Origin of the sequence: Pseudomonas anuradhapurensis, assembly GCF_014269225.2 — a bacterium.
Classification (GTDB): Bacteria; Pseudomonadota; Gammaproteobacteria; order Pseudomonadales; family Pseudomonadaceae; genus Aquipseudomonas; species Aquipseudomonas anuradhapurensis.
The window spans coordinates 2,446,553-2,466,919 of sequence record NZ_CP077097.1; the positions used below are offsets into that span (position 1 = coordinate 2,446,553).

General features: G+C 64.9%; 22 protein-coding genes. 10 read left to right on the forward strand and 12 right to left on the reverse strand.

Annotation, left to right across the window (positions count from 1 at the left end):
* Positions 1–45 precede the first annotated feature (45 nt).
* From HU763_RS11415 to HU763_RS11430, 4 genes are all read left to right on the forward strand, one after another.
* Positions 46–930 (forward strand): EamA family transporter, encoded by an 885-nt coding sequence (locus tag HU763_RS11415; protein ID WP_186684914.1) that lies wholly within the window; start codon positions 46–48, stop codon positions 928–930.
* Positions 931–990: 60 nt separating this feature from the next.
* Positions 991–1,311, forward strand: a complete 321-nt coding sequence (locus HU763_RS11420; protein WP_119713840.1) for a YbjQ family protein — start codon at positions 991–993, stop codon at positions 1,309–1,311.
* Between the two features lie 139 nt (positions 1,312–1,450).
* Complete coding sequence (locus HU763_RS11425; protein WP_003253897.1) at positions 1,451–1,639, forward strand: hypothetical protein; 189 nt, start codon at positions 1,451–1,453, stop codon at positions 1,637–1,639.
* Positions 1,640–1,777: 138 nt separating this feature from the next.
* A complete protein-coding gene (locus HU763_RS11430; protein WP_186684915.1) occupies positions 1,778–2,089 on the forward strand; it encodes a hypothetical protein in 312 nt (103 codons plus the stop codon).
* Positions 2,090–2,135: 46 nt separating this feature from the next.
* Here the strand turns inward: HU763_RS11430 and HU763_RS11435 are convergent, their stop codons facing one another.
* Both HU763_RS11435 and ampC read right to left on the reverse strand, forming a co-directional pair.
* Positions 2,136–2,468: a hypothetical protein gene (locus HU763_RS11435; protein WP_186684916.1), complete on the reverse strand. Its 333-nt coding sequence runs from the start codon at positions 2,466–2,468 to the stop codon at positions 2,136–2,138.
* Between the two features lie 299 nt (positions 2,469–2,767).
* Positions 2,768–3,910 carry a class C beta-lactamase gene (ampC, locus tag HU763_RS11440; RefSeq protein WP_186684918.1) on the reverse strand — a complete coding sequence of 381 codons (1,143 nt, stop codon included), beginning with the start codon at positions 3,908–3,910 and terminating at the stop codon, positions 2,768–2,770.
* Between the two features lie 118 nt (positions 3,911–4,028).
* Here ampC and HU763_RS11445 point away from each other — a divergent pair, with 118 nt between their 5' ends.
* Positions 4,029–5,021, forward strand: a complete 993-nt coding sequence (locus tag HU763_RS11445) for a bile acid:sodium symporter family protein (RefSeq protein ID WP_186684920.1) — start codon at positions 4,029–4,031, stop codon at positions 5,019–5,021.
* A 77-nt stretch (positions 5,022–5,098) separates the two neighbouring features.
* Here the strand turns inward: HU763_RS11445 and HU763_RS11450 are convergent, their stop codons facing one another.
* From HU763_RS11450 to HU763_RS11470, 5 genes are all read right to left on the reverse strand, one after another.
* The gene (locus HU763_RS11450; RefSeq protein ID WP_186684921.1) at positions 5,099–5,698 is read right to left on the reverse strand and encodes an eCIS core domain-containing protein; all 600 of its coding nucleotides are present in this window, start codon (positions 5,696–5,698) and stop codon (positions 5,099–5,101) included.
* Positions 5,699–5,718: 20 nt separating this feature from the next.
* Entirely contained in the window at positions 5,719–6,264 is a 546-nt protein-coding gene (locus HU763_RS11455; protein ID WP_087500627.1) for a cupin domain-containing protein, read from the reverse strand.
* Positions 6,265–6,346: 82 nt separating this feature from the next.
* A complete protein-coding gene (locus HU763_RS11460) occupies positions 6,347–7,552 on the reverse strand; it encodes an MFS transporter (RefSeq protein ID WP_186684922.1) in 1,206 nt (401 codons plus the stop codon).
* A gap of 84 nt (positions 7,553–7,636) precedes the next feature.
* On the reverse strand, positions 7,637–8,170 hold the full coding sequence (locus tag HU763_RS11465) for a cytochrome b (protein ID WP_186684923.1): 534 nt from the start codon (positions 8,168–8,170) through the stop codon (positions 7,637–7,639).
* Positions 8,167–9,213: a catalase family peroxidase gene (locus HU763_RS11470; protein ID WP_186684924.1), complete on the reverse strand. Its 1,047-nt coding sequence runs from the start codon at positions 9,211–9,213 to the stop codon at positions 8,167–8,169. Before HU763_RS11470 ends, HU763_RS11465 begins: the two co-directional genes overlap by 4 nt.
* Before the next feature lie 129 nt (positions 9,214–9,342).
* Here HU763_RS11470 and HU763_RS11475 point away from each other — a divergent pair, with 129 nt between their 5' ends.
* Positions 9,343–9,864: a sigma-70 family RNA polymerase sigma factor gene (locus HU763_RS11475; RefSeq protein ID WP_186684925.1), complete on the forward strand. Its 522-nt coding sequence runs from the start codon at positions 9,343–9,345 to the stop codon at positions 9,862–9,864.
* Positions 9,861–10,613: an anti-sigma factor family protein gene (locus HU763_RS11480; RefSeq protein ID WP_186684926.1), complete on the forward strand. Its 753-nt coding sequence runs from the start codon at positions 9,861–9,863 to the stop codon at positions 10,611–10,613. The genes HU763_RS11475 and HU763_RS11480 overlap by 4 nt, the downstream gene beginning before the upstream one ends.
* A gap of 81 nt (positions 10,614–10,694) precedes the next feature.
* Here HU763_RS11480 and xthA read toward each other — a convergent pair whose 3' ends face one another.
* Positions 10,695–11,507 (reverse strand): exodeoxyribonuclease III, encoded by an 813-nt coding sequence (gene xthA / locus HU763_RS11485; protein WP_186684928.1) that lies wholly within the window; start codon positions 11,505–11,507, stop codon positions 10,695–10,697.
* A 164-nt stretch (positions 11,508–11,671) separates the two neighbouring features.
* Here xthA and HU763_RS11490 point away from each other — a divergent pair, with 164 nt between their 5' ends.
* The 3 genes from HU763_RS11490 to HU763_RS11500 are packed head-to-tail and all read left to right on the forward strand — an operon-like array spanning position 11,672 to position 17,788.
* On the forward strand, positions 11,672–12,322 hold the full coding sequence (locus HU763_RS11490; protein WP_170029684.1) for a GNAT family N-acetyltransferase: 651 nt from the start codon (positions 11,672–11,674) through the stop codon (positions 12,320–12,322).
* Between the two features lie 52 nt (positions 12,323–12,374).
* Positions 12,375–14,117, forward strand: coding sequence for an autotransporter assembly complex protein TamA (locus HU763_RS11495; protein ID WP_186684929.1), 1,743 nt, complete (start codon positions 12,375–12,377; stop codon positions 14,115–14,117).
* Positions 14,114–17,788, forward strand: a complete 3,675-nt coding sequence (locus HU763_RS11500) for a translocation/assembly module TamB domain-containing protein (protein ID WP_186684930.1) — start codon at positions 14,114–14,116, stop codon at positions 17,786–17,788. The genes HU763_RS11495 and HU763_RS11500 overlap by 4 nt, the downstream gene beginning before the upstream one ends.
* A gap of 19 nt (positions 17,789–17,807) precedes the next feature.
* Here the strand turns inward: HU763_RS11500 and HU763_RS11505 are convergent, their stop codons facing one another.
* From HU763_RS11505 to HU763_RS11520, 4 genes are all read right to left on the reverse strand, one after another.
* Positions 17,808–18,362 (reverse strand): DUF2589 domain-containing protein, encoded by a 555-nt coding sequence (locus HU763_RS11505; protein ID WP_186684931.1) that lies wholly within the window; start codon positions 18,360–18,362, stop codon positions 17,808–17,810.
* A 67-nt stretch (positions 18,363–18,429) separates the two neighbouring features.
* On the reverse strand, positions 18,430–19,122 hold the full coding sequence (locus HU763_RS11510) for a DUF2589 domain-containing protein (RefSeq protein ID WP_186684932.1): 693 nt from the start codon (positions 19,120–19,122) through the stop codon (positions 18,430–18,432).
* 66 nt (positions 19,123–19,188) lie between these two features.
* On the reverse strand, positions 19,189–19,569 hold the full coding sequence (locus tag HU763_RS11515; RefSeq protein WP_186684933.1) for a Mor transcription activator family protein: 381 nt from the start codon (positions 19,567–19,569) through the stop codon (positions 19,189–19,191).
* Between the two features lie 250 nt (positions 19,570–19,819).
* Positions 19,820–20,278, reverse strand: a complete 459-nt coding sequence (locus tag HU763_RS11520; protein ID WP_186684934.1) for a hypothetical protein — start codon at positions 20,276–20,278, stop codon at positions 19,820–19,822.
* Between the last annotated feature and the right edge of the window lie 89 nt (positions 20,279–20,367).

A 20,367-nucleotide genomic window follows, 5' to 3' on the forward strand; every position in this document is an offset into this window, starting at 1 on the left:
GCTGTAACGAAATATGTCTAAAAAGCCTGGAAGAAGGATGCTGCAATGCCGCTCAAGGACCTGCTGATCGCCCTGGTGGTGATCGTCGCCTGGGGAGTCAACTTCGTGGTCATCAAGGTTGGCCTCGATGGCTTGCCGCCGATGTTGCTGGGGGCATTGCGCTTCTTGCTGGTGGCGTTTCCGGCCATCCTGTTGGTCAGGCGGCCCAGGTTGCCCTGGCGCTGGCTGATCGCCTACGGTGCGACCATTTCCCTGGGCCAGTTCGCCTTCCTGTTCCAGGCCATGTACAGCGGCATGCCACCAGGGCTGGCTTCGCTGATCCTGCAATCACAGGCGTTCTTCACGCTGGGTTTTGCTGCCCTGTTCCTGGGCGAGCGGCTGCGCCTGGCGAGCGTGCTCGGGCTATTGGTGGCCGCCAGCGGCCTGGCCCTCATCGGCAGCGAAGACGGTGGCCATGTACCGATGCTGGCGCTGGTGCTGACCCTGTGCGGCGGCGCCATGTGGGGCCTGGGCAACATCATTACCCGCCGCTTTGGCTCGGTTGACCTGGTGGCGCTGGTGATCTGGGGCGGGCTGATTCCGCCGCTGCCGTTCCTGGTATTGTCCTGGTGGCTGGAAGGGCCTGAGCGCATTGGTCATGCCTTGGCCAACATCGGTTGGAGTTCGGTGCTGGCCCTGGCCTACCTGGCGTTCGTCGCCACCATGCTGGGCTACAGCCTGTGGAGCAAGCTGCTGTCGCGTCATCCAGCTGGCAAAGTGGCACCGTTCTCGCTGCTGGTGCCGGTGATCGGCTTGAGTTCATCGGCGCTGTTGCTGGGCGAGCGTCTGACGGTAACGCAGGGTTGGGGTGCCTTGCTGGTGATGGCAGGGTTGCTGGTAAACGTGTTCGGTGCGCGCATCGGCCAGCGCTTGCGCGCGGTCAGCGCATGAATCGGCGGTGCTGCACTCTGGTAGAATCGGCCTCTTTTGCCAGGCCAATGGAGTGCACCCATGATCATTTCCACCACCAGCCAGCTTGAAGGCCGCCCGATTGCCGACTATCTGGGCGTGGTCAGCTCCGAATCGGTGCAGGGTATCAACTTCGTGCGCGATTTCTTTGCACGTTTCCGCGACTTCTTCGGCGGCCGCTCGCAAACCCTGGAAAGCGCACTGCGCGAGGCGCGGGAGCAGGCCACCGAAGAATTGAAAGCGCGGGCACGCCAGTTGCAAGCCGATGCTGTAGTGGGGGTGGATTTCGAGATCAGCATGCCATCGGTACAGGGCGGCATGGTCGTGGTATTTGCCACCGGCACGGCGGTGCGCCTGAAGTAGCGCGTTCAGCCGCTGGTCGGGCCCGGCATTTCAGTCTGGGCGGTCCGCAAATGACCAGCTAGTCTCATTTCCACTGGTCGCGTTTACCTGGGCAACCCTTCTGGTTGCCGGCGCGTCCGCCACTGGAGGGAGACAGGGCATGAGCGAATCCTTTTTCGAAGACCTGAACGACGCGTTCCCGATCAACAGCCAGGTGCGTTGCGGCCAGGCGGCATTCCGCCTGGGTTTCGCCCACATGACGCTGGATGATTCCGAACAGCTCCAACCCGCCCACCTGCAGCGCAGCAAAAAAGGCCGCTTCATGCCGCGGGTGCCACTGAAGAAGTGACCCGCCCCAACAAGACCCCGCCGAACGGCGGGGTTTTTGTTGCTATTCGTTGATCCGCCTCATGGCATTGCCGGGTAGCACTCGCCGGATGGCCAAGACTGTGATTTCCTGACGCCGCATTGCGCAACGGAGGATTGAATGCTCATGCGAGTCAGGGAAGAGACTTATTGGCGGTGGGCTGACGCCCAATTGCATAGCCGCAGCCATGATGAAGCGCTCAGTGACGGTACCACGCTGGACGTGCAGGTGCGCCTGTCACGGCTGGGGGCGACCCAGTTGTTCCTGGGGTTGTATGCCGGGGACGGTCGGGCACTGCTGGAGGAGTATTACCCCGCGCGGCCTGGCGAGACCATGACCCGCGCCCTGGTCTGGGGTGTCGACCGTGCGCGGGCGATGGCCACCGGGGCCTTGCCTTTGCCGGAAGCCCGCCACCGTCGGCGCCAGGCATGAAAAAGCCCGGCCTTTGCGGGCCGGGCTTGTTCAAGGAGGCGGATCCTCAATTGATCGAATCGATCACCTTGACGGCCTGCTGTTCGCGAACAGCGGGCCATTCTTGTTGCAGGGTCTGCAGGACGCGGCCGACGAACTCGGTGTCAGCGGCGGCCTTCTTGCCGACGTAGCCCTGCCCACGGCGGTAGACCTTGAAGCGGGCACGCATGCTCGGCAGGTGCTCTTCGAATTCATCTTCGACGGTATTCGGTGGCAGGCGGTCGAGGCGCACTTCACCGGTTTGGCTGACCCACAGCAGGTGGTCGTCAAGGCTGTCCTTGCGCATGGCGAACAGCTGGGCCAATTGGTCGATAGTCGGATTGTTGTTCAAGTTCATCATAAAGCCCCCATTACCCAGTCGTAGTGATTTTCACAGTTGGCGCTACCACGGTGTAGCGCACTACCAAGGCTGCTACAGCAGCATCGCAACAGGGGCTTTCTCACGCTGCCTTTTGGACAGTTTCCCTCTCCACGGACGGCCTGCGTTACCGCGCAGGCCGTCTGGAACACCCTTGCCACCGCTCCCGATCAGAGAGACGGCTTCATCATGCCCAAGGGCGATGAACGGCGTCAACCATTTTGTAGTGAATATTTTTTCTCACTACATCGTGTCGTTTTGTTCGACAATTGCTGCCGCCGCTACAGTCCTGAAAGGATCTCGAAGGCGGCGCGTACGCGGGCTTCGTTGGGGTAGTTGCGGTTGGCCAGTAACACGATCGCCAGTTGCTCGGAGGGCACGAACGCGGCGTAGGCACCGAAACCATTGGTCGAGCCGGTCTTGTTGTACCAGGCCGCCGACAACGCGGGCAGGGCAGGTTGCAAGCGTGTGGCTGCCTGCGGTTCGCGAATGAGTCGCGGGCTGTTGCCGTCGACCAGGGTAGCCAGCGTGACCGGATACGGGTAACGCTCCCAACCCAGGCCCTGGGTCATGGCGCCAACCTGGAAGTAGCCCTGTCGGGTAATGGTTGTGGCCTGCAGCAGAGCAGGGGGCAGGCCTTCCGGTTGCATGTAGAGGCGCACATAGCGCAACAGGTCGCTGGCGCTGGTCTTGATGCCGTACGCCTCATCTGCGTAGGGACCGGGGCCGACCCGTACCGGCCTGTCGCTGGCGTCGTAGCCTTGGGCATACAGCCCCTGGGCATCGGCCGGGACCTGCAGGTAGGTGTTCTGCAGGCCCATTTTCGCCAGCAGGCCTTCACTCATCAGGGCCGAGAACGGTTGATGCTGGGCGCGAGCGGCCAGGTCGCCGAACAGCCCCAGGCTGGGGTTGGAATAGCAGCGCTGGGTGCCCGCTTTGGCCCGGGGCTGCCAGTGACGGAAGAAATCGACTACCTGCTGTGCGGTCTGCACCGTGTCCGGGAACTGCAACGGCAGGCAGTCGGCGCTATAGGTGCCCAGGTCCAGCACGCTTGCCTCGCCGAGAGGCGCCCCGGCCAGCGCAGGGTGATAGCGCTTGGCCGGGGCGCCGAGGTCCAGTTTGCCCTCGGCACTGGCCAGTGCGGCCAGGGTAGCGGTGTAGGTCTTGCTCAGCGAACCGATTTCAAACAGCGTGTCGCGGCTGACCGGTACAGGGTCGTCCTTGCTCGCCACGCCGTAGTTGAAATAGTGCGCGTGGTCGCGGGCATAGAGCGCCACGGCCATCCCGGAAATGCCTTGTTCCTGCATCAGCGGACGGATGATCCGGTCGACCTTGGCCTGCAGCTGGTCATCGGCTTCGGCGGCGCTGTGGCCTAGAGCGAGGGTGAGGGCGGCTGCAACTGCGGCCAGGCGGGGGAAGGGCATGGGCGGGTCCTTTGCGGGAAGTGTCCGTTGAGCGATACCGGTGGGGGTTCCGGCGTTAGCGGTGAAAAGCCGAAGACCTTATCGTCTGCCCTTGCCCAATGACAAGACGGAAACGGTAATGAAGTATTTGCGCATGCTGTTCGACAACTTCACCCTGGCGTTGCTCGGGGTGGTCCTGATTGCCACCGTGCTGCCCTGCTCGGGCGACGGCGCGGTGTATTTCGGCTGGCTGACCAACCTGGCCATCGGCCTGCTGTTCTTCCTGCATGGGGCCAAACTGTCGCGCGAGGCGATCATCGCCGGTGCCGGGCACTGGCGCCTGCATGGGCTGGTGTTCGCCTGCACCTTCGTGCTGTTCCCGCTGCTGGGCCTGGCGTTCAAGCCGCTGTTCGTACCGCTGGTGGGCAACGAGCTGTACCTGGGCGTCTTGTACCTGTGTGCCTTGCCGGCCACCGTGCAGTCAGCCATTGCCTTCACTTCGCTGGCACGCGGTAACGTGCCGGCAGCCATCTGCAGCGCGGCGGCATCGAGCCTGCTGGGCATCTTCCTCACGCCCTTGCTGGTCATGCTGCTGCTGGGCGCCAGCGGTGATACCGGCTCAGGCCTGTATGCGGTGCTGAAGATCACCCTGCAGCTGCTGGTGCCGTTCGTGGCCGGGCAGCTCGCGCGGCGCTGGATCGGCGCCTGGGTCAAGCGCAATGCACGCTGGTTGAAGGTAGTGGACCAGGGCTCGATCCTGCTGGTGGTGTATACCGCCTTCAGCGAGGCGGTGGTCACCGGCTTGTGGCACACGGTATCGCCGCAGCACTTGGCCGGATTGTTTGCCGTATGCGCGATCCTGCTGGCGGTGGTGCTGTTTGGTACCCGCCAGTTGGGCAAGCTGCTGGGCTTTGCCCTGGAGGACCGCATCACCATCCTGTTCGCCGGCTCGAAGAAAAGCCTGGCCACCGGGGTACCGATGGCCCAGGTGCTGTTCGTTGGCAGTGGCATCGGCGCGATGATCTTGCCGCTGATGCTGTTCCACCAAATCCAGCTGATGGTCTGTGCAGTGCTGGCGCAACGTTATGCCAGCCGCGAGCAGGCGGCTGGAGAGGCTTCGGCGACATCCTGACAGGGCCTGTCGCCGGTAAGCCAGCCCCCACCTCGAGCGCATCGATCCCATCATGGGCTATCCTGGTGGCAGCTGGCTTACCGGGCCTGCCCTGAACCACGCTCGCGCAGCGCCTTGCGCACTTCAGCCTCGGTCTTGTAGGCCGGCGCTTCCAGGTCGTCGTAGTTGCGCGTGTAGCGCCGGGCGAACTCTTCCACACCCAGCTGCTGATACTGCTGCACATGCTTGAGCTCGTGTGCCCACAAGGCCACGTTGTCCTCGGCATCGGAGGGGCGGCGGAAGATGATCGTGTCGATCAGCGTCACGGCGTTCACGTCAGGGTTCTGCAGCAGCGCATTGGCCGCGCTCATTTGCTGCTCGTCACCTACCCGGTAGCGCGCCGCGTCGAGCACGGCAAAGTCATACCAGGGTTCGAGCTGCGCGCGGATGTGCAACGGGATCGGTTGCACGCCGTTGGCGGTGGCCTCGTCACGGGCTTGCTGCAAGGCGTAGGTCAGGCTGGACGAGGCCACGCTCTCCACATCCTTGAGGATCTGCCCGGCCTGGCCGGGGTCGATCGGGGCGCAGAAGCAGCCCATCAGGCAGACCTGATACTGCCCGGGCGGGCAAGCCTGGCCGGCCAGCGCAGGCTGGGCCAGCCCCAGCATCAGCCCCAGCAGCATAGTGATCCGCTTCATTCAGGGCCTGTTCAGCAAGGTCAGAAATTCGCCGGGGTGTTGGCGCTGATGATCTCGGCCTCGTCCGGGCCGATATTCTTGAAACTGTGCGGCAAGGTGGTGGGAATGTAGTAGCCATCGCCCGAGTTGAGCACGCTGACCTGCCCATCGACCCACAACTCGACAGTGCCGCGGGTGACCAGGCCACACTCTTCACCCTCGGCATGCACGATCGGCTCGCCCGAGTCAGCGCCCGGTGCATACAGCTCGCGCAGCATACGCATCTGCCGGCCTTCGACACTGGCACCGACCAGCAGCATGCGCAGGCCGTTGCGCCCCAGGTCTGGCTGTTCGCCAGCACGGAATACGTAGCGTTCTTCGCGCACCGGTTCGTCGAAGCTGAAGAACTCCGCCAGGCTCATGGGAATGCCTTCGAGCAGTTTTTTCAGGGAGCTGACCGAAGGGCTGACGCGATTCTGTTCGATCTGCGAGATCGTCGAATTGGTCAGCCCGCTGCGGCGGGCCAGTTCCCGTTGGGAGAGGTTGTTGCGTTCACGCACCAGTTTGAGTCGCGTCCCCGTGTCCATAGCCGCCTTGTTATCAAGAGGTGTCAAAAATAATGAGCGATGCGCATTAAAACACACTCTGCTCGCTTGCGCGCTGTGCTTGTCAGGCCCTTTGTTCGCGGGGCATCGGCCACAGCCCGACCAATAGCAACAGGGCCGCAACGGCGAGGAACGGCAAGCGTGGATCCAGCGCATACACCAGGGTGCCTGCCAGCGGCCCGACCACCGCGCCCATGCCCTGCGCCGCGCCGATGGAACCGGCTGTGGCGCCTTGTTCCGAGGCGTGCATGGCGTTTGCCGCCAGCGCGGAAAATGCCGGGAACACGAAGCCCATGCCCGCTGCCGCGACAAAGTAGCAGGCCCACAGCCACGGCGCGGTGGTTGCCAGCGCGCCGCAGGCAAAGCCCAGGGCCGACAGCGTGGCACCGACCCGGATCATTTTCAGCGGCGGCCATTCCAGCTGGCGCAACAACACCTGTGCCAGGATCAGCGCCACGCCCACCGTGGTCAGGGCAATCCCGGCAGCCTGGGCGGCTTCGGTCGGGCCCAGGTGCAGGCGGTCGAGGGCGAAGAAACCAACGATGATCTGCGATACCGTGACACTGAGCATGGCGCAGAATGCCACCAGCAGCGGCCGGCGCAGGCGCGGGTCGGTCAGCCGCACCGGGCTGGGGGCATGGCGCTGCGCCAGCGCCTGCGGTTTGAGGCGCAACAGCAGAAGCAGAAAGGCAATGGCCGGCAACAGCGACAGGAGGTGGAACGGCAGGCTCAGGCTATGCCGTGCCAGCAGCGCTGCCAGCGCTGGCCCGACCACCAGGCCGACGGCATTGGCAGCGCCCAGCGCGGCCATGGCGCGGGCCCGGCGTTGGGGTTCGACATGGTCGGCGATCAGCGCGTTGCAGCCCACCGGGATGGCGGCATAGAAGGCGCCGATGCAAGCGCGTGCCACGGTCAGGCCGATGAACGCCAGGGTCGCTCCAGGCAGCCAGCGCAGAGCGCCTTCGACGAACAGGCACAACAGCCAGTACCCCAGGGTGAATCCGGCACTGCCCAGCAGCAGCACACGTCGGCGGCCGAGGCAGTCCGCCGCGCGCCCCCAAGGGCGTGCCAGCAGCACCCAGACCACACCCGCCACGGTCACTGCGGCACCGGCTTGCCAGGTAGCCATGCCAAGCTGGCGGGCAAGCGGGCCGATCAGCGCGACAAAAGCCATCATCGACAAGGTGCAGGCCATGTTGGCCAGCAACAGCGGGCGTAAATCCAGCGTGCTGGCAGGCAGCAGAGTGGCAGGGTCCTTTGCGAGGTTCATCAGGCAGTCCAGGGCAGTACGGCAAACAGTAAGCCGAGTGGGCGGGCATTATCATCGATTGTCGAAGGCCCTGTCTGCTGGCGGTCACGGGTTGCGGCGCAGGGGGCCTGGCCACATGCTACGCAACACGCCGTCACGGCGCACCCACGCATGCATCAATGCTGCGGCCACGTGCACCAGCACGGCGGCAAACAGCAGGTAGCCGGCCCAGCCGTGGGCCTGGCGCAGCACGGCATACAGCTGCAGGTCGTGTGGGGCGATTGCCGGCAAACCCAGCGGGGGTGGGTAACCACCTGCAGACAGCATGGCCCAGCCCAACAGTGGCATGCCCAGCATCAGGCCATAGAGCAGCACATGCGAAGCCGCGGCGGCCCAGCGCTGTGGCGCCGGCAGATCGTGCGGCAACGGCGGGTGAGGCACGCCCAGGCGTACCGCGATGCGCAGCACGACCAGCAGCAGCAGGGCCAGGCCGGTGGCCTTGTGCAGGCTGAGCAGCACGGTATGGCGTGGCGACAGGTCCACGACCATGCTCACACCGATGAACAACATGGCCAGGATCAGTAGCGCCATCAACCAATGCAACAGGCGGGCGAGCGGGTGGAAGGCTTCGGGTCTCATGGCTGGGCTCCAGTGCTGAGCGATTCACGGCTGCGGCGGTTGAAGGATTCCGAATAGGCAGAGGAGCGAGCGGCGAGGATCGGGTCGTTGGACGCTTCTATACCTGTGGGCAGGATCAGCGGGTCGAAGTTGAGGTCACGGCAGGCACCTTGTTCGGGGGCATCGACCTGTTCCAGTACCAGGGTGCCGGCATCCACGCTGCGCCGTTCGGCGGGCCAGGGGCGGGCAGGGTCGTCCAGCGCATCGCCCGGGTCGGCCAGGACCAGGCGCAGGGTCCAGCGCAATGGGCCCTGGGCCAGGCGCTGCTGCAGGTCGTGTTGCAGGTACTGCTTGTCATCGACCTGGGCAGGCAACGCGGCAAACGCGCTGTGCGGCTCAAGTTGCCAGCGTACCGGGTGGGCGGTGCCGGCGCTGTCGATCAGGCGGAAGGCATTGATGCTGTGGTACTGCGTGCTGGCAAAGCTGTTGCTTGGCTTGTAGCTGGCCGCCCATTGGCGAAATGCTGCACTTTCCGGATGGGCGGCGAAGAATGCCTGCAGTTTGCCTGGGTCCGGTTTGCCGGTGGCCGGGTCGGGCGCGCTTGCCAGCACTTGCTCATAAAACCCCTGCGGTGTGCTGACCGCCAGCACCGGCGGGTTGTTCATGCCGGTACGCCAGACCTGGCCGTCGTCGGTGCTGAGCTGGATGGCCAGGCTGCGTACCGGTATGCCGGTGTCCGGGGCGAACGGGTTGGCACCGCCGATGGCGAAACGGCCAGTCACCGGCACCCGTTGCTGGCTGAACACGCGCGCTGTAGACAGGCTGGCGGCCTGGCCGCTGGCCTGGAAGTAGCCACTGACGCACAGGCCCTTGGCGTGGTTCTTGCGGTAGCCCGGGTAATGCCCGGCCTGCGCTTCGAACGTGTCGATGATCCGTTGCGGGGTCAGCCGAGGCTGGCCGAGCCAGCCGGCGGCATAGGCAAAGCTGGCGCCGGCGGCCAGCACCACGGCGCCGATGGCGGCCAGGCGCAGGGCCAGGGCTTGGCCGTGCAGGGGTGATTTCATGGTCGGGGTCCGGTTCAGTGAAGGTGCCGGTACGACGGCGTCGGGTAAAACTTATTCCCTCGAGGGGAATAGAATTTGCGCACAGGCGTCTGCTACCTACACTGACCAACCCAGAGGCCGGACCTTGCCATGCACGACCTGGACGACCACCAGTGGCGCGAACTGCTTGCCCGCCTGCGCCGCTTTGCCGTGTGGCTGACCCGCGAGCCGGGCAGCGCCGATGACCTGGTGCAGGCCACGGTCGAGCGGGCCCTGAGCCGGCGCGGTCAACAGCGTGACGCCGATGCGCTGCGCGCCTGGCTGTTCACCATTCTTTATCGGCTGTTTCTCGACGGTAAACGTCGCGAGCGCCTGCATGCACGCTGGCTGTCCTGGTTTGGCCGGGGCGAACGTGATGAAGAGCCGGTTGGCGACAACCTCGAGGCCATCGTCCAGGCCCAGGCCGACCTGCAGGCGTTTGCCCGGTTGACGGCGGAGCAGCGTGCCTTGCTGCTGCTGGTGACTGTCGAAGGCCTGAGCTACAAGGAGGCCGCCGAGGCGCTTGGCATCCCCATCGGCACCGTGATGTCGCGCCTGTCGCGCGCACGCAATGCCTTGCGCCAACTGACCGAGGGTGACCCCCAGCCACCAGCCTTGCGGAGACTGAAATGACGCGCCTGATCCCCAGCGAAGACGAATTGCACGCTTATGTCGATGAGCGCCTGGAGCCTGCGCGCCGCGCCGAAGTGCAGGCCTGGCTGGCGGCCAACCCGCAGGCAGCGGCCAAGGTCGAGGGCTGGCGTGCCGATGCCCGCCGCTTGCGCGCGGCGTTGGCCGGCTTTGCCGACCTGCCTGCGGCGGCGCAACTGGACCTGGACCGGTTGCAGCAGCAAGTACGCCAGCGCCGTCAGCGCCACTGGGCCACGGCGGCGGTGCTGTTGCTGGCACTGGGGGTGGGCGGGCTGGGCGGTTGGCAGGTGCGCGAGGCGACCCTGGCGCAGGCGATGCTGCCGATGGCCGATGCGGTGCAGGCGCACCGCCTGTTTGCCGGCAGCGAGGCGCTGGATATCCAGGCCAGCGACCCGGCGCAGTTGCGCGCCTGGCTGGGCCGGCATTTCAACCGCGTGGGCCAGTTGCCGGACCTGGCAGGGTATGGTTTCAAACCGCTGGGCGCGCGCCTGCTCAGCAATGAGCAAGGGCCGGCGGCGCTACTGGTGTTCGAGGATGGCAAGGGGCAGCGCATCAGCCTGTTCCTGCGTTCACCGGGCGAGCAGTACCGGCGCATGCCGGATGGGCAGCGGGTGGATGGCCAGCTGCAGGCGCGGTACTGGTCGCACGGGGCGTACAACTTTGCCTTGGTCAGCGCCGCGGACGATGTGCGCGGCGCTGGGGTGGGGGAGGCGTTGCGCTTGGGGTTGTGAACGAGCAGATCGAGCTCGGCGCTCGCTTGCCCTTGACGCATTCGGTTCAACCACTTGGGGGCTGCGCAGCAGCCCCGGCGATCAGCTCAATTCCAGCCAGATCGGCGCATGGTCCGAAGGCTTTTCCATCCCGCGCAGCTCGTAGTCCACACCGGCGGCCTTGAGCCGTGGCACCAGGTGCTGCGACGCCATGATCAGGTCGATGCGCAGGCCGCGCTTGGGTTCGTCCTCGAAACCACGGCTGCGGTAGTCGAACCAGCTGAAGCGGTCGGCCACGTCCGGGTGCAGGTGGCGGAAGCTGTCGACCAGGCCCCAGCCCTTCAGGCGCTCAAGCCACTCCCGCTCCTCCGGCAGGAAGCTGCATTTGCCGGTCTTGAGCCAGCGCTTGGCATTGTCCGGGCCGATGCCGATGTCGCAGTCCTGCGGCGAGATATTCATGTCGCCCATCACCAGCAGTGGCTGGTCGTTGCGGAACTGGCCTTCGAGCAGTGCCTGCAGGTCACCGTAGAAGCGCTGCTTGGCCGGGAATTTGGTGGGGTGGTCGCGGCTCTCGCCTTGGGGAAAGTAGCCGTTCATGATGGTGATCGGGTTGCCGTCGGCATCGGCGAAGGTGCCCCAGATGAAGCGGCGCTGGGCGTCTTCCTCATCGGTGGCAAAGCCCTTGTGCAGGCTCAGCGGCGCCTGGCGCGACAGCAGTGCGACGCCATAATGGCCTTTCTGGCCGTGGTAATGCACGTGGTAACCCAGTGCCTGCACGTCGGCCTGCGGGAACTGATCGTCGCTGACCTTGGTTTCCTGCAGGCCGATCACGTCCGGCTGGTGCTTTTCGATCAGCGCCGCCAGCTGGTGCGGGCGGGCTCGCAGGCCGTTGATGTTGAAACAGACGATCTTCATGGAAAGACAATCCCGGTAAAAGCCGCGATGCTAGCCGACATCGCCTGCCACCACCAGCATGGCGGCTTCGCGGGGCGGCTGCTAACGTGCTTTGCAGGGGGTGAACGATGCACGCTGAGGCACCTCCAAGGCACTGTCTGCCCATTCCAGGAGGTTTGCCCGCAATGCCCGAAACCACTGCCGCTCCGGCGCGTGTCTGCCTGCTCGACGACGGCTACAGCCGTGAAGCGCGTTCACTGTTGTACAACGCCTATCGCCACGAACCGACCTTCGCCTATATCTTCGAGGCCCAGCGCCCGGGGTATGAGCGGCGCCTGCGGGTGATGGTGCGCGAGTGGGTGCGCCAGCACTTCTACCTGCAACTGCCGGCCATCGGCCTGCTGCTGGAGGACCGCCTGATCGCCCTGGCCCTGATCGTGCCGCCGCTACGGCGGTTGGGCGTGGCCGACAGCTGGGCCTGGCGCCTGCGCATGATGCTGGGCACCGGCCTGCGCTGCACCCGCCGCTACATGGACTACCAGGCGGCCCTGGCCAGCTGCCTGCCCACCGATAAGGTCCACGTACTGCCGCTGCTGGGGGTGCACCCGCAGTTTCAGGGCAAGCAGTATGGCGAGCAATTGTTGCAAGCCGTGCACGACTGGTGCGCTGCGGACGCCAGCACCCAGGGCGTGGTGCTGGACACCGGCAACGAGCACTACCTGGCGTTCTACCAGCGCCAGGGCTATGAAGAAATTGGAGAGGTGGCTGTAGGGCCAATCCGAGAGAGGGTGTTCTTTCATCCCAACCCGGTCTCTTCCGATTCTGCTTTCGCCTGAGCGGGCAGCGCAGCGGCTCACTTGAGCGCGCGGCTCTGGTAGCATGCGCCGCATGACGTATTCAGGAAGATTGACCTGGGGTCTGGTTATCTGGGCCGCCAGTTTCGCAGCATGGGGCCAGAGCGAGTTGCTGGTGAAGGTAAAACCGGCCAACAAAGCGCTCAAGGCCAATGTCGAAGGCTACATCGGTACCGTTGGCGACCGCGATGAAGAAGCGCTGCTGCGTTTCAGTCGCGGCGCCCAGGAGCAGGCGCGCAAAGCCGCACAGGCACTTGGCTACTATCAGGCCCAGATCGATACCGAGGTCAAGCCTGCCAGCGCGGCTGACCGTTCCCCGCAACTGATCATCAGCATCGACCCGGGCGAGCCGATTCGCCTGCGCAACGTGACCGTGCGCATCGAAGGCCCGGCCAGCGAGCTGAAGGCTTTTCGCGTGCCCGACAGCAAGGCGCTACGGGCAGGGGAACAACTCAACCATGGCCATTACGAAGATGCCAAACGGCTGATCCAAAACCAGGCGTCGCGCTATGGCTTCTTCAGTGGGCGCTTCAGCCGCCAGCGCCTGGCGGTCGACCCCCAGGCTGGCGTGGCCGACATCGAACTGGTCTACCAGAGCGGCCCACGCTACCGCCTGGGCGCCGTCACCTTTGGCGGCGACACCCCGCTGGACGATGACCTGCTGCAGCGCATGGTCTCGTTCAAGCCAGGTACACCCTACGACTCCGAGCTGGTCGCCGAACTGAACAACGACCTGCAGTCGAGCGGCTACTTCGAAGGTGTGCGGGTGGATGCGGCGCCCACCGCGGCCGTCGGAGAGGAAGTCCCGGTGGATGTCCACCTGCAGACACGCAAACCGCGCACCCTGGGCCTGGGCCTGGGTTTCTCGACCGACGTTGGCCCTCGTGGCAAGGCCAACTGGACCCGCCACTGGGTCAACCCGCAAGGCCACAGCTATGGCTGGGAAACCGAACTGTCGGCCCCTCGGCAGAACGTCGGCCTGTGGTACGACATCCCGCTCGACCCGCCGCTGACCGACAAGCTGCGCTTTGCCGGCGGCTACCAGAACGAGGAAATCGCCGGCACCGATACGCTCAGTAAACTGCTGACGGTCGGCCCCGAGTGGCACAGCAAGCTGCCCAGCGGCTGGCAGCGGGTAATCTCGCTCAAATACCAGCGCGAGGAGTATCGCCTGGGCGACGATTCCGGGTTGAGCAACCTGCTGATGCCGGGCGTGAGCTTTTCCTTCTTGCGCAGTGACAACCGCATCGACCCGCACAACGGCTACCGCCTGCAGTTCGATGTGCAGGCCGCCAAGGAAGGGTTGGTTTCGGATACCAACCTGCTGCATGGCAACGTGCTGCTCAAGGGCCTGACCACCCTTGGTCACAACCACCGGCTGCTCGGCCGGGTGCAGTTCGGGGGCAGTGCAACCAATGGTTTCAAGAACAACGTGCCGCCGTCACTACGCTTTTTCGCCGGTGGCGACCAGAGCGTGCGCGGCTACGACTACCAGACCCTGTCGCCTAAAAACAGCGACGGCGACCGCATTGGTGGGCGCTACCTGGTAGCCGGCAGCGTCGAGTACCAGTATTCGCTGACCGAAAAGTGGCGCCTGGCGACCTTCGTCGACCAGGGCAACTCGTTCAACGACCTTGAGCTGCCGAGCCTGAAGACCGGCGTCGGCTTTGGTGTGCGCTGGGTATCGCCGGTCGGGCCGTTGCGCCTGGACCTGGCCAGGGCGCTGGATGACGACGGCGGCATTCGCCTGCACTTTTCCATGGGGCCCGAGCTGTGAAACGTGTAATTAAGTATCTGCTTATCGGCCTGCTCGGGGTAATTGCGAGCCTGGGCATTGCAGTGGGCCTGCTGTTGGGGACCGAGGCTGGCAGCCGCTGGGTGCTGGGCCAGGTGCCAGGGCTTGAAGTGACTGACTTCCAGGGCCGTCTGGCCGGTCGCTGGCAAGCCAGCCAGTTGGTCTGGGCCGACGGTGACAGCAAGGTCGAAGTGCAGGCAGCGTTGCTGGCCTGGTCGCCTGCCTGCCTGCTGCGAGCCACCTTGTGCATCGGCCAGTTGCAGGCACAACGCATTGACATGGCCTTTGCACCCGGTGCCGAGCCGGCCGAGAGCGGCCCGCTGCAGTTGCCGGCCTTGCGCTTGCCGGTGGCTGTCGAGTTGGGGGAAGTCAAGGTTGGCCAGTTGCGCCTGGACGGCAGCGACCTGCTTGGCGACGTGCAACTGGCAGCGCACTGGACCAGCAGCGGGATGCGCATCGACAGCCTGCAGCTGCAGCGCGACGAGCTGCAGTTGAAGCTGCAGGGTAACCTGCAGCCCGAGGGTGACTGGCCGGTGCAACTCCAGGCACAGGTGCAGCTGCCTGCGCTAGACGGCAAGCCCTGGCAGCTGGCGTTGAGCGCCAGCGGCGGTTTGCAGAGCACCTTGGCGCTCACCGGTAGCAGCAGCGGTTACCTCGACGCCACATTGAACGGCCAACTGCAGGCGCTGGCCGAGCATCTGCCGGCAACCTTGCAGATTCGCTCCGAGGCATTCAAGCCAGCCGGTGCGCTACCCGACACCTTGCAGTTCAACCAGCTCAGCCTCGATGCCAAGGGCAACCTGCTCACGGGTTACAAGGTGTCGGGCTCTGCCAGCCTGCCCGCCGAGCAGTCGCCAGTGGCCTTGCTGTTGTCTGGCGTGGTCGACAGCAAAGGGGCCAGGCTGGATGCCCTGGACCTGAGCGCCAGCGACAGCCAGCGCGTCAAGCTGCAGGCCAGCGCCGACTGGCAGCAGGGCCTGGTCAGCGACGCGCAACTGGACTGGCAGGACTTCCCGTGGCTGCGCCTGTACCCGCTGGAAACGCCGCCTCAGGTCACGCTCAAGCGCTTCAGTGCCCAGGTGCATTACCGCGATGGCAATTACCAAGGTACTTTCAATGGCGACCTGGACGGCCCGGCCGGGCCGTTCAGCCTGGCCAGCCCGTTCCAAGGGGACCTGAGCCAGGTCAAGCTGCCGCAGTTGGCGCTTAGCGCCGGGCAAGGCAAGGCTGAAGGCAGCGTCGCCGTGGGTTTTGCCGAGCACCTGGCATGGGACGTTGCCCTGCAGCTTTCGGCGCTCGACCCAGCTTATTGGCTGGCCGAGCTGCCAGGCGCCTTGGCCGGGCCGCTGCGCAGCAAGGGCGAGCTCAAAGGTGATGCGCTGAGCCTGGAGGCTCAGCTTGACCTGAAGGGCCGTCTGCGCGGCCAGCCGGCAGTGCTCAAGGTCGACGCCCAAGGGGCAGGGGAGCGTTGGACGCTGGCCGCCTTGGCCGTGCAACTGGGTGATAACCGGATCAATGGCAGTGGCAGCCTGCAGCAGCGCCTGGCCGGGCGGATTGACCTCGACCTGCCGCGGCTGGGCCAGTTGTGGCCAAGGCTGCAGGGCCAGGTCAAGGGCCGGCTGGACGTCGCCGGTACCTTGCAGGCCCCGCAAGGTACCCTGGCCGTGCAAGGCCAACGGTTGGCCCTGGCCGACAACCGCCTGCAGCAGCTGGGCCTGGATGCCCGCCTGGACAACGCCCAGCGCGGCGTGGTCGCGCTCAAGGCCAGCGGCATCCACCTGGGTGACACGGCATTGGGTGACCTGCAGGCCAACGGCAAGGGCGACATTCGCCAGCAAGCCCTGACCGTGGCGCTGGACGGCCCGCAACTGAAGCTCGACCTGGGCCTGGATGGCCAGCTGAACAAGGGCGACTGGCGTGGGCGCCTGGCCAGCGGGCGGGTCCAGGCCGGTGGCCAGGACTGGCAGTTGCAGGCACCGGCGCGCCTGCAGCGGCTGGCCAGCGGCCAGCTGGACTTCGGCGCCCATTGCTGGCGCTCCGGCCAGGCCAGCCTGTGCGGCGACGATCAGCGCCTGGCCCCCGAGCCACGCTTGCGCTACCACCTCAAGCGGTTCCCGCTGGACAGCCTGGCCCAGTGGTTACCGAAAGACTTCGCCTGGCAGGGCCTGCTCAACGCCGACATCAATCTGGATATTCCGGCCAGCGGCCCCAAGGGCAGCATCGTCGTCGACGCCAGTGGCGGTACCCTGCGCGTGCGTGACAAGGAGCGCTGGGTCGATTTCCCCTACCAGGCCCTGCGCCTGGACAGCACGCTGGCGCCGCGGCGTATCGATACCCGCCTGGTGTTCCGTGGCCAGCGCCTGGGTGAGCTGAACGTCAATACCCGCCTCGACCCGCTGGGCAGGAGCAAGCCGTTGTCAGGGAATTTCCACCTGGCCGGTGTCGATCTGTCAGTGGCGCGGCCGTTCCTGCCGATGGTCGAGCGCCTGGCCGGGCAGCTCAATGGCAGCGGGCGGCTGTCGGGCACCCTGTTGGCGCCGCAGGTCAACGGCAACCTGATGCTGCGCGGCGGCGAGGTCAGTGGTGCCGAATTGCCGGTCAGCTTCGAGAACCTGTCGTTGCAGGCGTTGATAGCCGGTGAGCAGGTACAGCTCGAAGGTGACTGGCGCAGTGGCGAGGCGGGGCGTGGCCAGTTGCGTGGCAACCTCACCTGGGGCCAGGCACTGGGCATGGACCTGCGCCTGCAAGGCCAGCAGTTGCCGGTTACCGTGGAACCCTATGCAACGCTGGAGGTCGCCCCGGACCTCACCCTGCGCCTGATCGACGACAAGCTGGCGGTTACCGGCAAGGTTCAGGTACCCAAAGGCACGATCACCGTGCGTGAGCTGCCGCCGTCCACGGTCAAAGTGTCGGATGACACGGTGATCGTCGGCCACCAGACCGAGGAGGGCACAGCGCCCATGGCGATGGCCATGGACATCGACGTCGAAGTGGGGCGCGAAAAGCTGTCGTTCAGCGGCTTTGGGCTGAAGGCCAACCTGCTCGGCCATGTACACATCGGCGACAACCTTGATACCCGTGGCGAACTGAGCCTGGCCGATGGCCGCTACCGTGCCTATGGCCAGCGCCTGACCATTCGCCGCGCGCGGCTACTGTTTGCCGGGCCGATCGACCAGCCGTACCTGGACATCGAAGCAATCCGCAAGGTTGACGACGTGATCGCCGGTATCCGCCTCACCGGCAGTGCAGAGCAACCCACTACCAAGGTGTTCTCGGAGCCGGCCATGAGCCAGGAACAGGCATTGTCATACCTGGTGCTGGGACGGCCACTGGGCGCTTCCGGCGAAGACAGCAACATGCTTGCCGAGGCGGCTTTGGGCCTGGGCCTGGCCGGTAGCGCCGGCATCACCGGCAGCCTGGCTTCGAGTTTGGGGATCGATGATTTCCAGCTGGACACGGAAGGTTCCGGCACCACCACCAGCGTGGTCGCCAGCGGCAATCTCACCGAGAAGCTGAGCCTGCGCTATGGGGTAGGGGTATTCGAGCCCGCCAACACCATTGCGTTGCGCTACAAGCTGAGCAAGAAAGTCTACCTCGAAGCTGCCAGTGGGCTGGCCAGTTCCCTGGACATCTTCTACAAGCGCGACTTCTGAGCCGCGCAAGGGGCGGCGGTCAACGGACGGTGGCCGCCTCGATGAACTCGTTGGTATCGGGCGAGTGTGGCGGGCTGGGGGCACGTACCGGAATGATCAGGTTGGTGTACTGCTCGATCAGCCGGCTGAGTGCTTCAGGTGGTTCGCTGGCCTGGAACTGCATGCGGATCTGCACTTCGTCGGGGTCACGGCTTTCGCCTTGACGGCTCTGGCCACCGATCGTGACCTTGAAGCTCGCCGCATTGTGTTCGCCAGCGGTCAGCAGTGCCTGTTGGGCTTCGGTGCCTTTGACCCGGACCGACAGGTCGACCTGCATACGCTCCAGGGCCAGGCCCTTGGGCGAGACCAGCGCGAACAGCGGCACGCGCATGATGTGCTGGCCGTCCATGGCTACCTCGACCATCTTGGCTTTCATGGGCGCGCCCAAGGTTTCGGTGTCGCAATCGAAGAACTGGTCGAACAGGTTGATGTACTGCTGCGCGATAAGGCTATTGGTAGCGCTGGCGGCTTCTTGCAGGCCACGGGTAATTTCACGCAGGTCAATGGAAGTCATCGGGGCGGGAACTTTGCTCACTCACTTGGCTCCTCTGGGCAGGTAGTTCCCCCACCACACGGATGGGGGAGGTGCGGGTTTCTGTGGCTCAAGGAGCTGCGGCTCCAGCACCAGCACCAGCACCAGCACCAGCACCAGCACCAGCACCGGCTCCAGCGCTGATGCCCTTGTTATTTAGCGTGTCGGCCTTCGAGATTGCCTCGGGGCTTTCCAGTTTTGCCGAGTTGACGACGGTCGGTTTGGTGGCGGCGTCGGTAAGGAAGTCGATTACCCGCATCAGCGCTTCTGGTGGTTCCTGGCGCTTGATGGTGGTGTTGAAGGCATAGCGGGCGCGGGTATCGGTCTTGCGGGTTTGCGTGGACTTGTGGCTGATGCTGCCTTTCATGTTCAGTCGGAACGGACCCCAGCCCAGCGAGGCGGCCATCGTGCCGCTCTTTTCGCTGCTGGAAGTGTCTTCAGCCGACTGCTGGATGGTCAGTTCGAATTCGACCTTGCCTTCTTCGATGGCAATGTTCGGGTGGGTGATGGCCGCCAGCAGCGGCACTTTCATGGTCTTGCTGACCACGCCCTTGTATTCACCTTGTTCGTCGACGATGGTTTCGTCGTAGTCGAACTGGATGGCGACCGCCTTGCCGTCCTGTATGCAGACTTGCATCAGGAAGTCGGCGTATGACTTGCTTGCGGTGACCTGGGCCTGGACCATCGCTTGCAGTGGGCCGGCAATCATGCGATCCATCGGCAAGGAGTTGATCACGGATCCAATGAGGCTGTTATCTATCATGACTGGTCTCTCTTTCTGGTTGGGTGTGACAAGCGATCGTTAGCGACCGGCCACGGGGGGTGGGCCTCAGCGAGCGCACGCTTCCTGGCGACGAATGTTGCCGATCTGGCGCAGGCTGAGGCCGTATTTGTTGGCCAGCAGGCTGCGTGACAAGCCGCTGGCGCTTTCTTTCTGGATTTGCTGGTTGCGCAACTGGCGCAGGAAGTGGTCAGCCTTGGGGATCTCCAGGGCGACCCCGGCAAAGCGCTTGATCAGCGCATCAAGTGCATCTGCCGGCAGCACATCGGCGAGCTTGGTGCGCTCGCGGTGCTTGGGGATGTACTTCGGCCTGCCGCCGTAGGCACAGGTGAGCTGGTAGGCGTTGTCGATGCCGATGCAGTCGATCAGGGCCTGCAACGAATGGGGCAATTGGCTGATATCGATGTGGCTCAAGTCTGGCAATTCCATGTGGCGCTCCTTGGGGATGGATGGGATTACTACCCGATCACCAGCGGCGTTATGTCGACGGTGTGGCTGAATTCTCGGCGACGGACAAAGCCGGTCGCTAGGCGACATAGGGGTTGGGACTTGTAGCCTCGGAGAACAGGTATTGCAGGCAGCGATATCCGGCGCTGTAGGAGATGACTTCAACAACTGGCTGCAGCGGGTGGTTTCCCATCGAGCCTCATCCAGTCCTGCCTGTTGGGTCTGGTAACCCTCACTCGCACGGATAGCTGCTCAGCAGGCTGGCGCCACGCAGGTACGCCTCGGGGCTGTGAAGCATGCCTTGTGGCAGCGTGCGCCAATCGACCAGCAAGCACAGCGCATGCAGCGGCTGGCCATTGCGCTGGCCGATGACCTGGTCGGCAAAGTGGCGTCGGTACAGCGCCTGGGTGTGCTGCAGCGCCTGTACCTGGTCTGCCCGGCCCAGGGTTTGCCGGGCCAGCTCGGGCAGCAATGCCGGCGCTACGGTGAAATGCAGCGAATCACCGTTTGCCTGCAGGTAGCCGGCCTGGCGCACGCGTTGCCAGAGTTGCTGCCACTGGCTGGACCCAGCCTGGGCGGCCAGGTTGCGGCCCAGGTCGAGCAATTGCCCGGTCGAGGCCTCGTGGGTGTCCAATGCATGAAGGGAAAGGGGGGTCAAAAGCAGCGATGCGAACAGCAGGGGTTTGTACATGGTGCCTCCGGCGGCGAGAGCTTGGGAGCGCCATGCTTGCAGGCCGCCGCCGCCTCACCCAGCAGGAAATGCAGCGCCGGGGCCGGTGG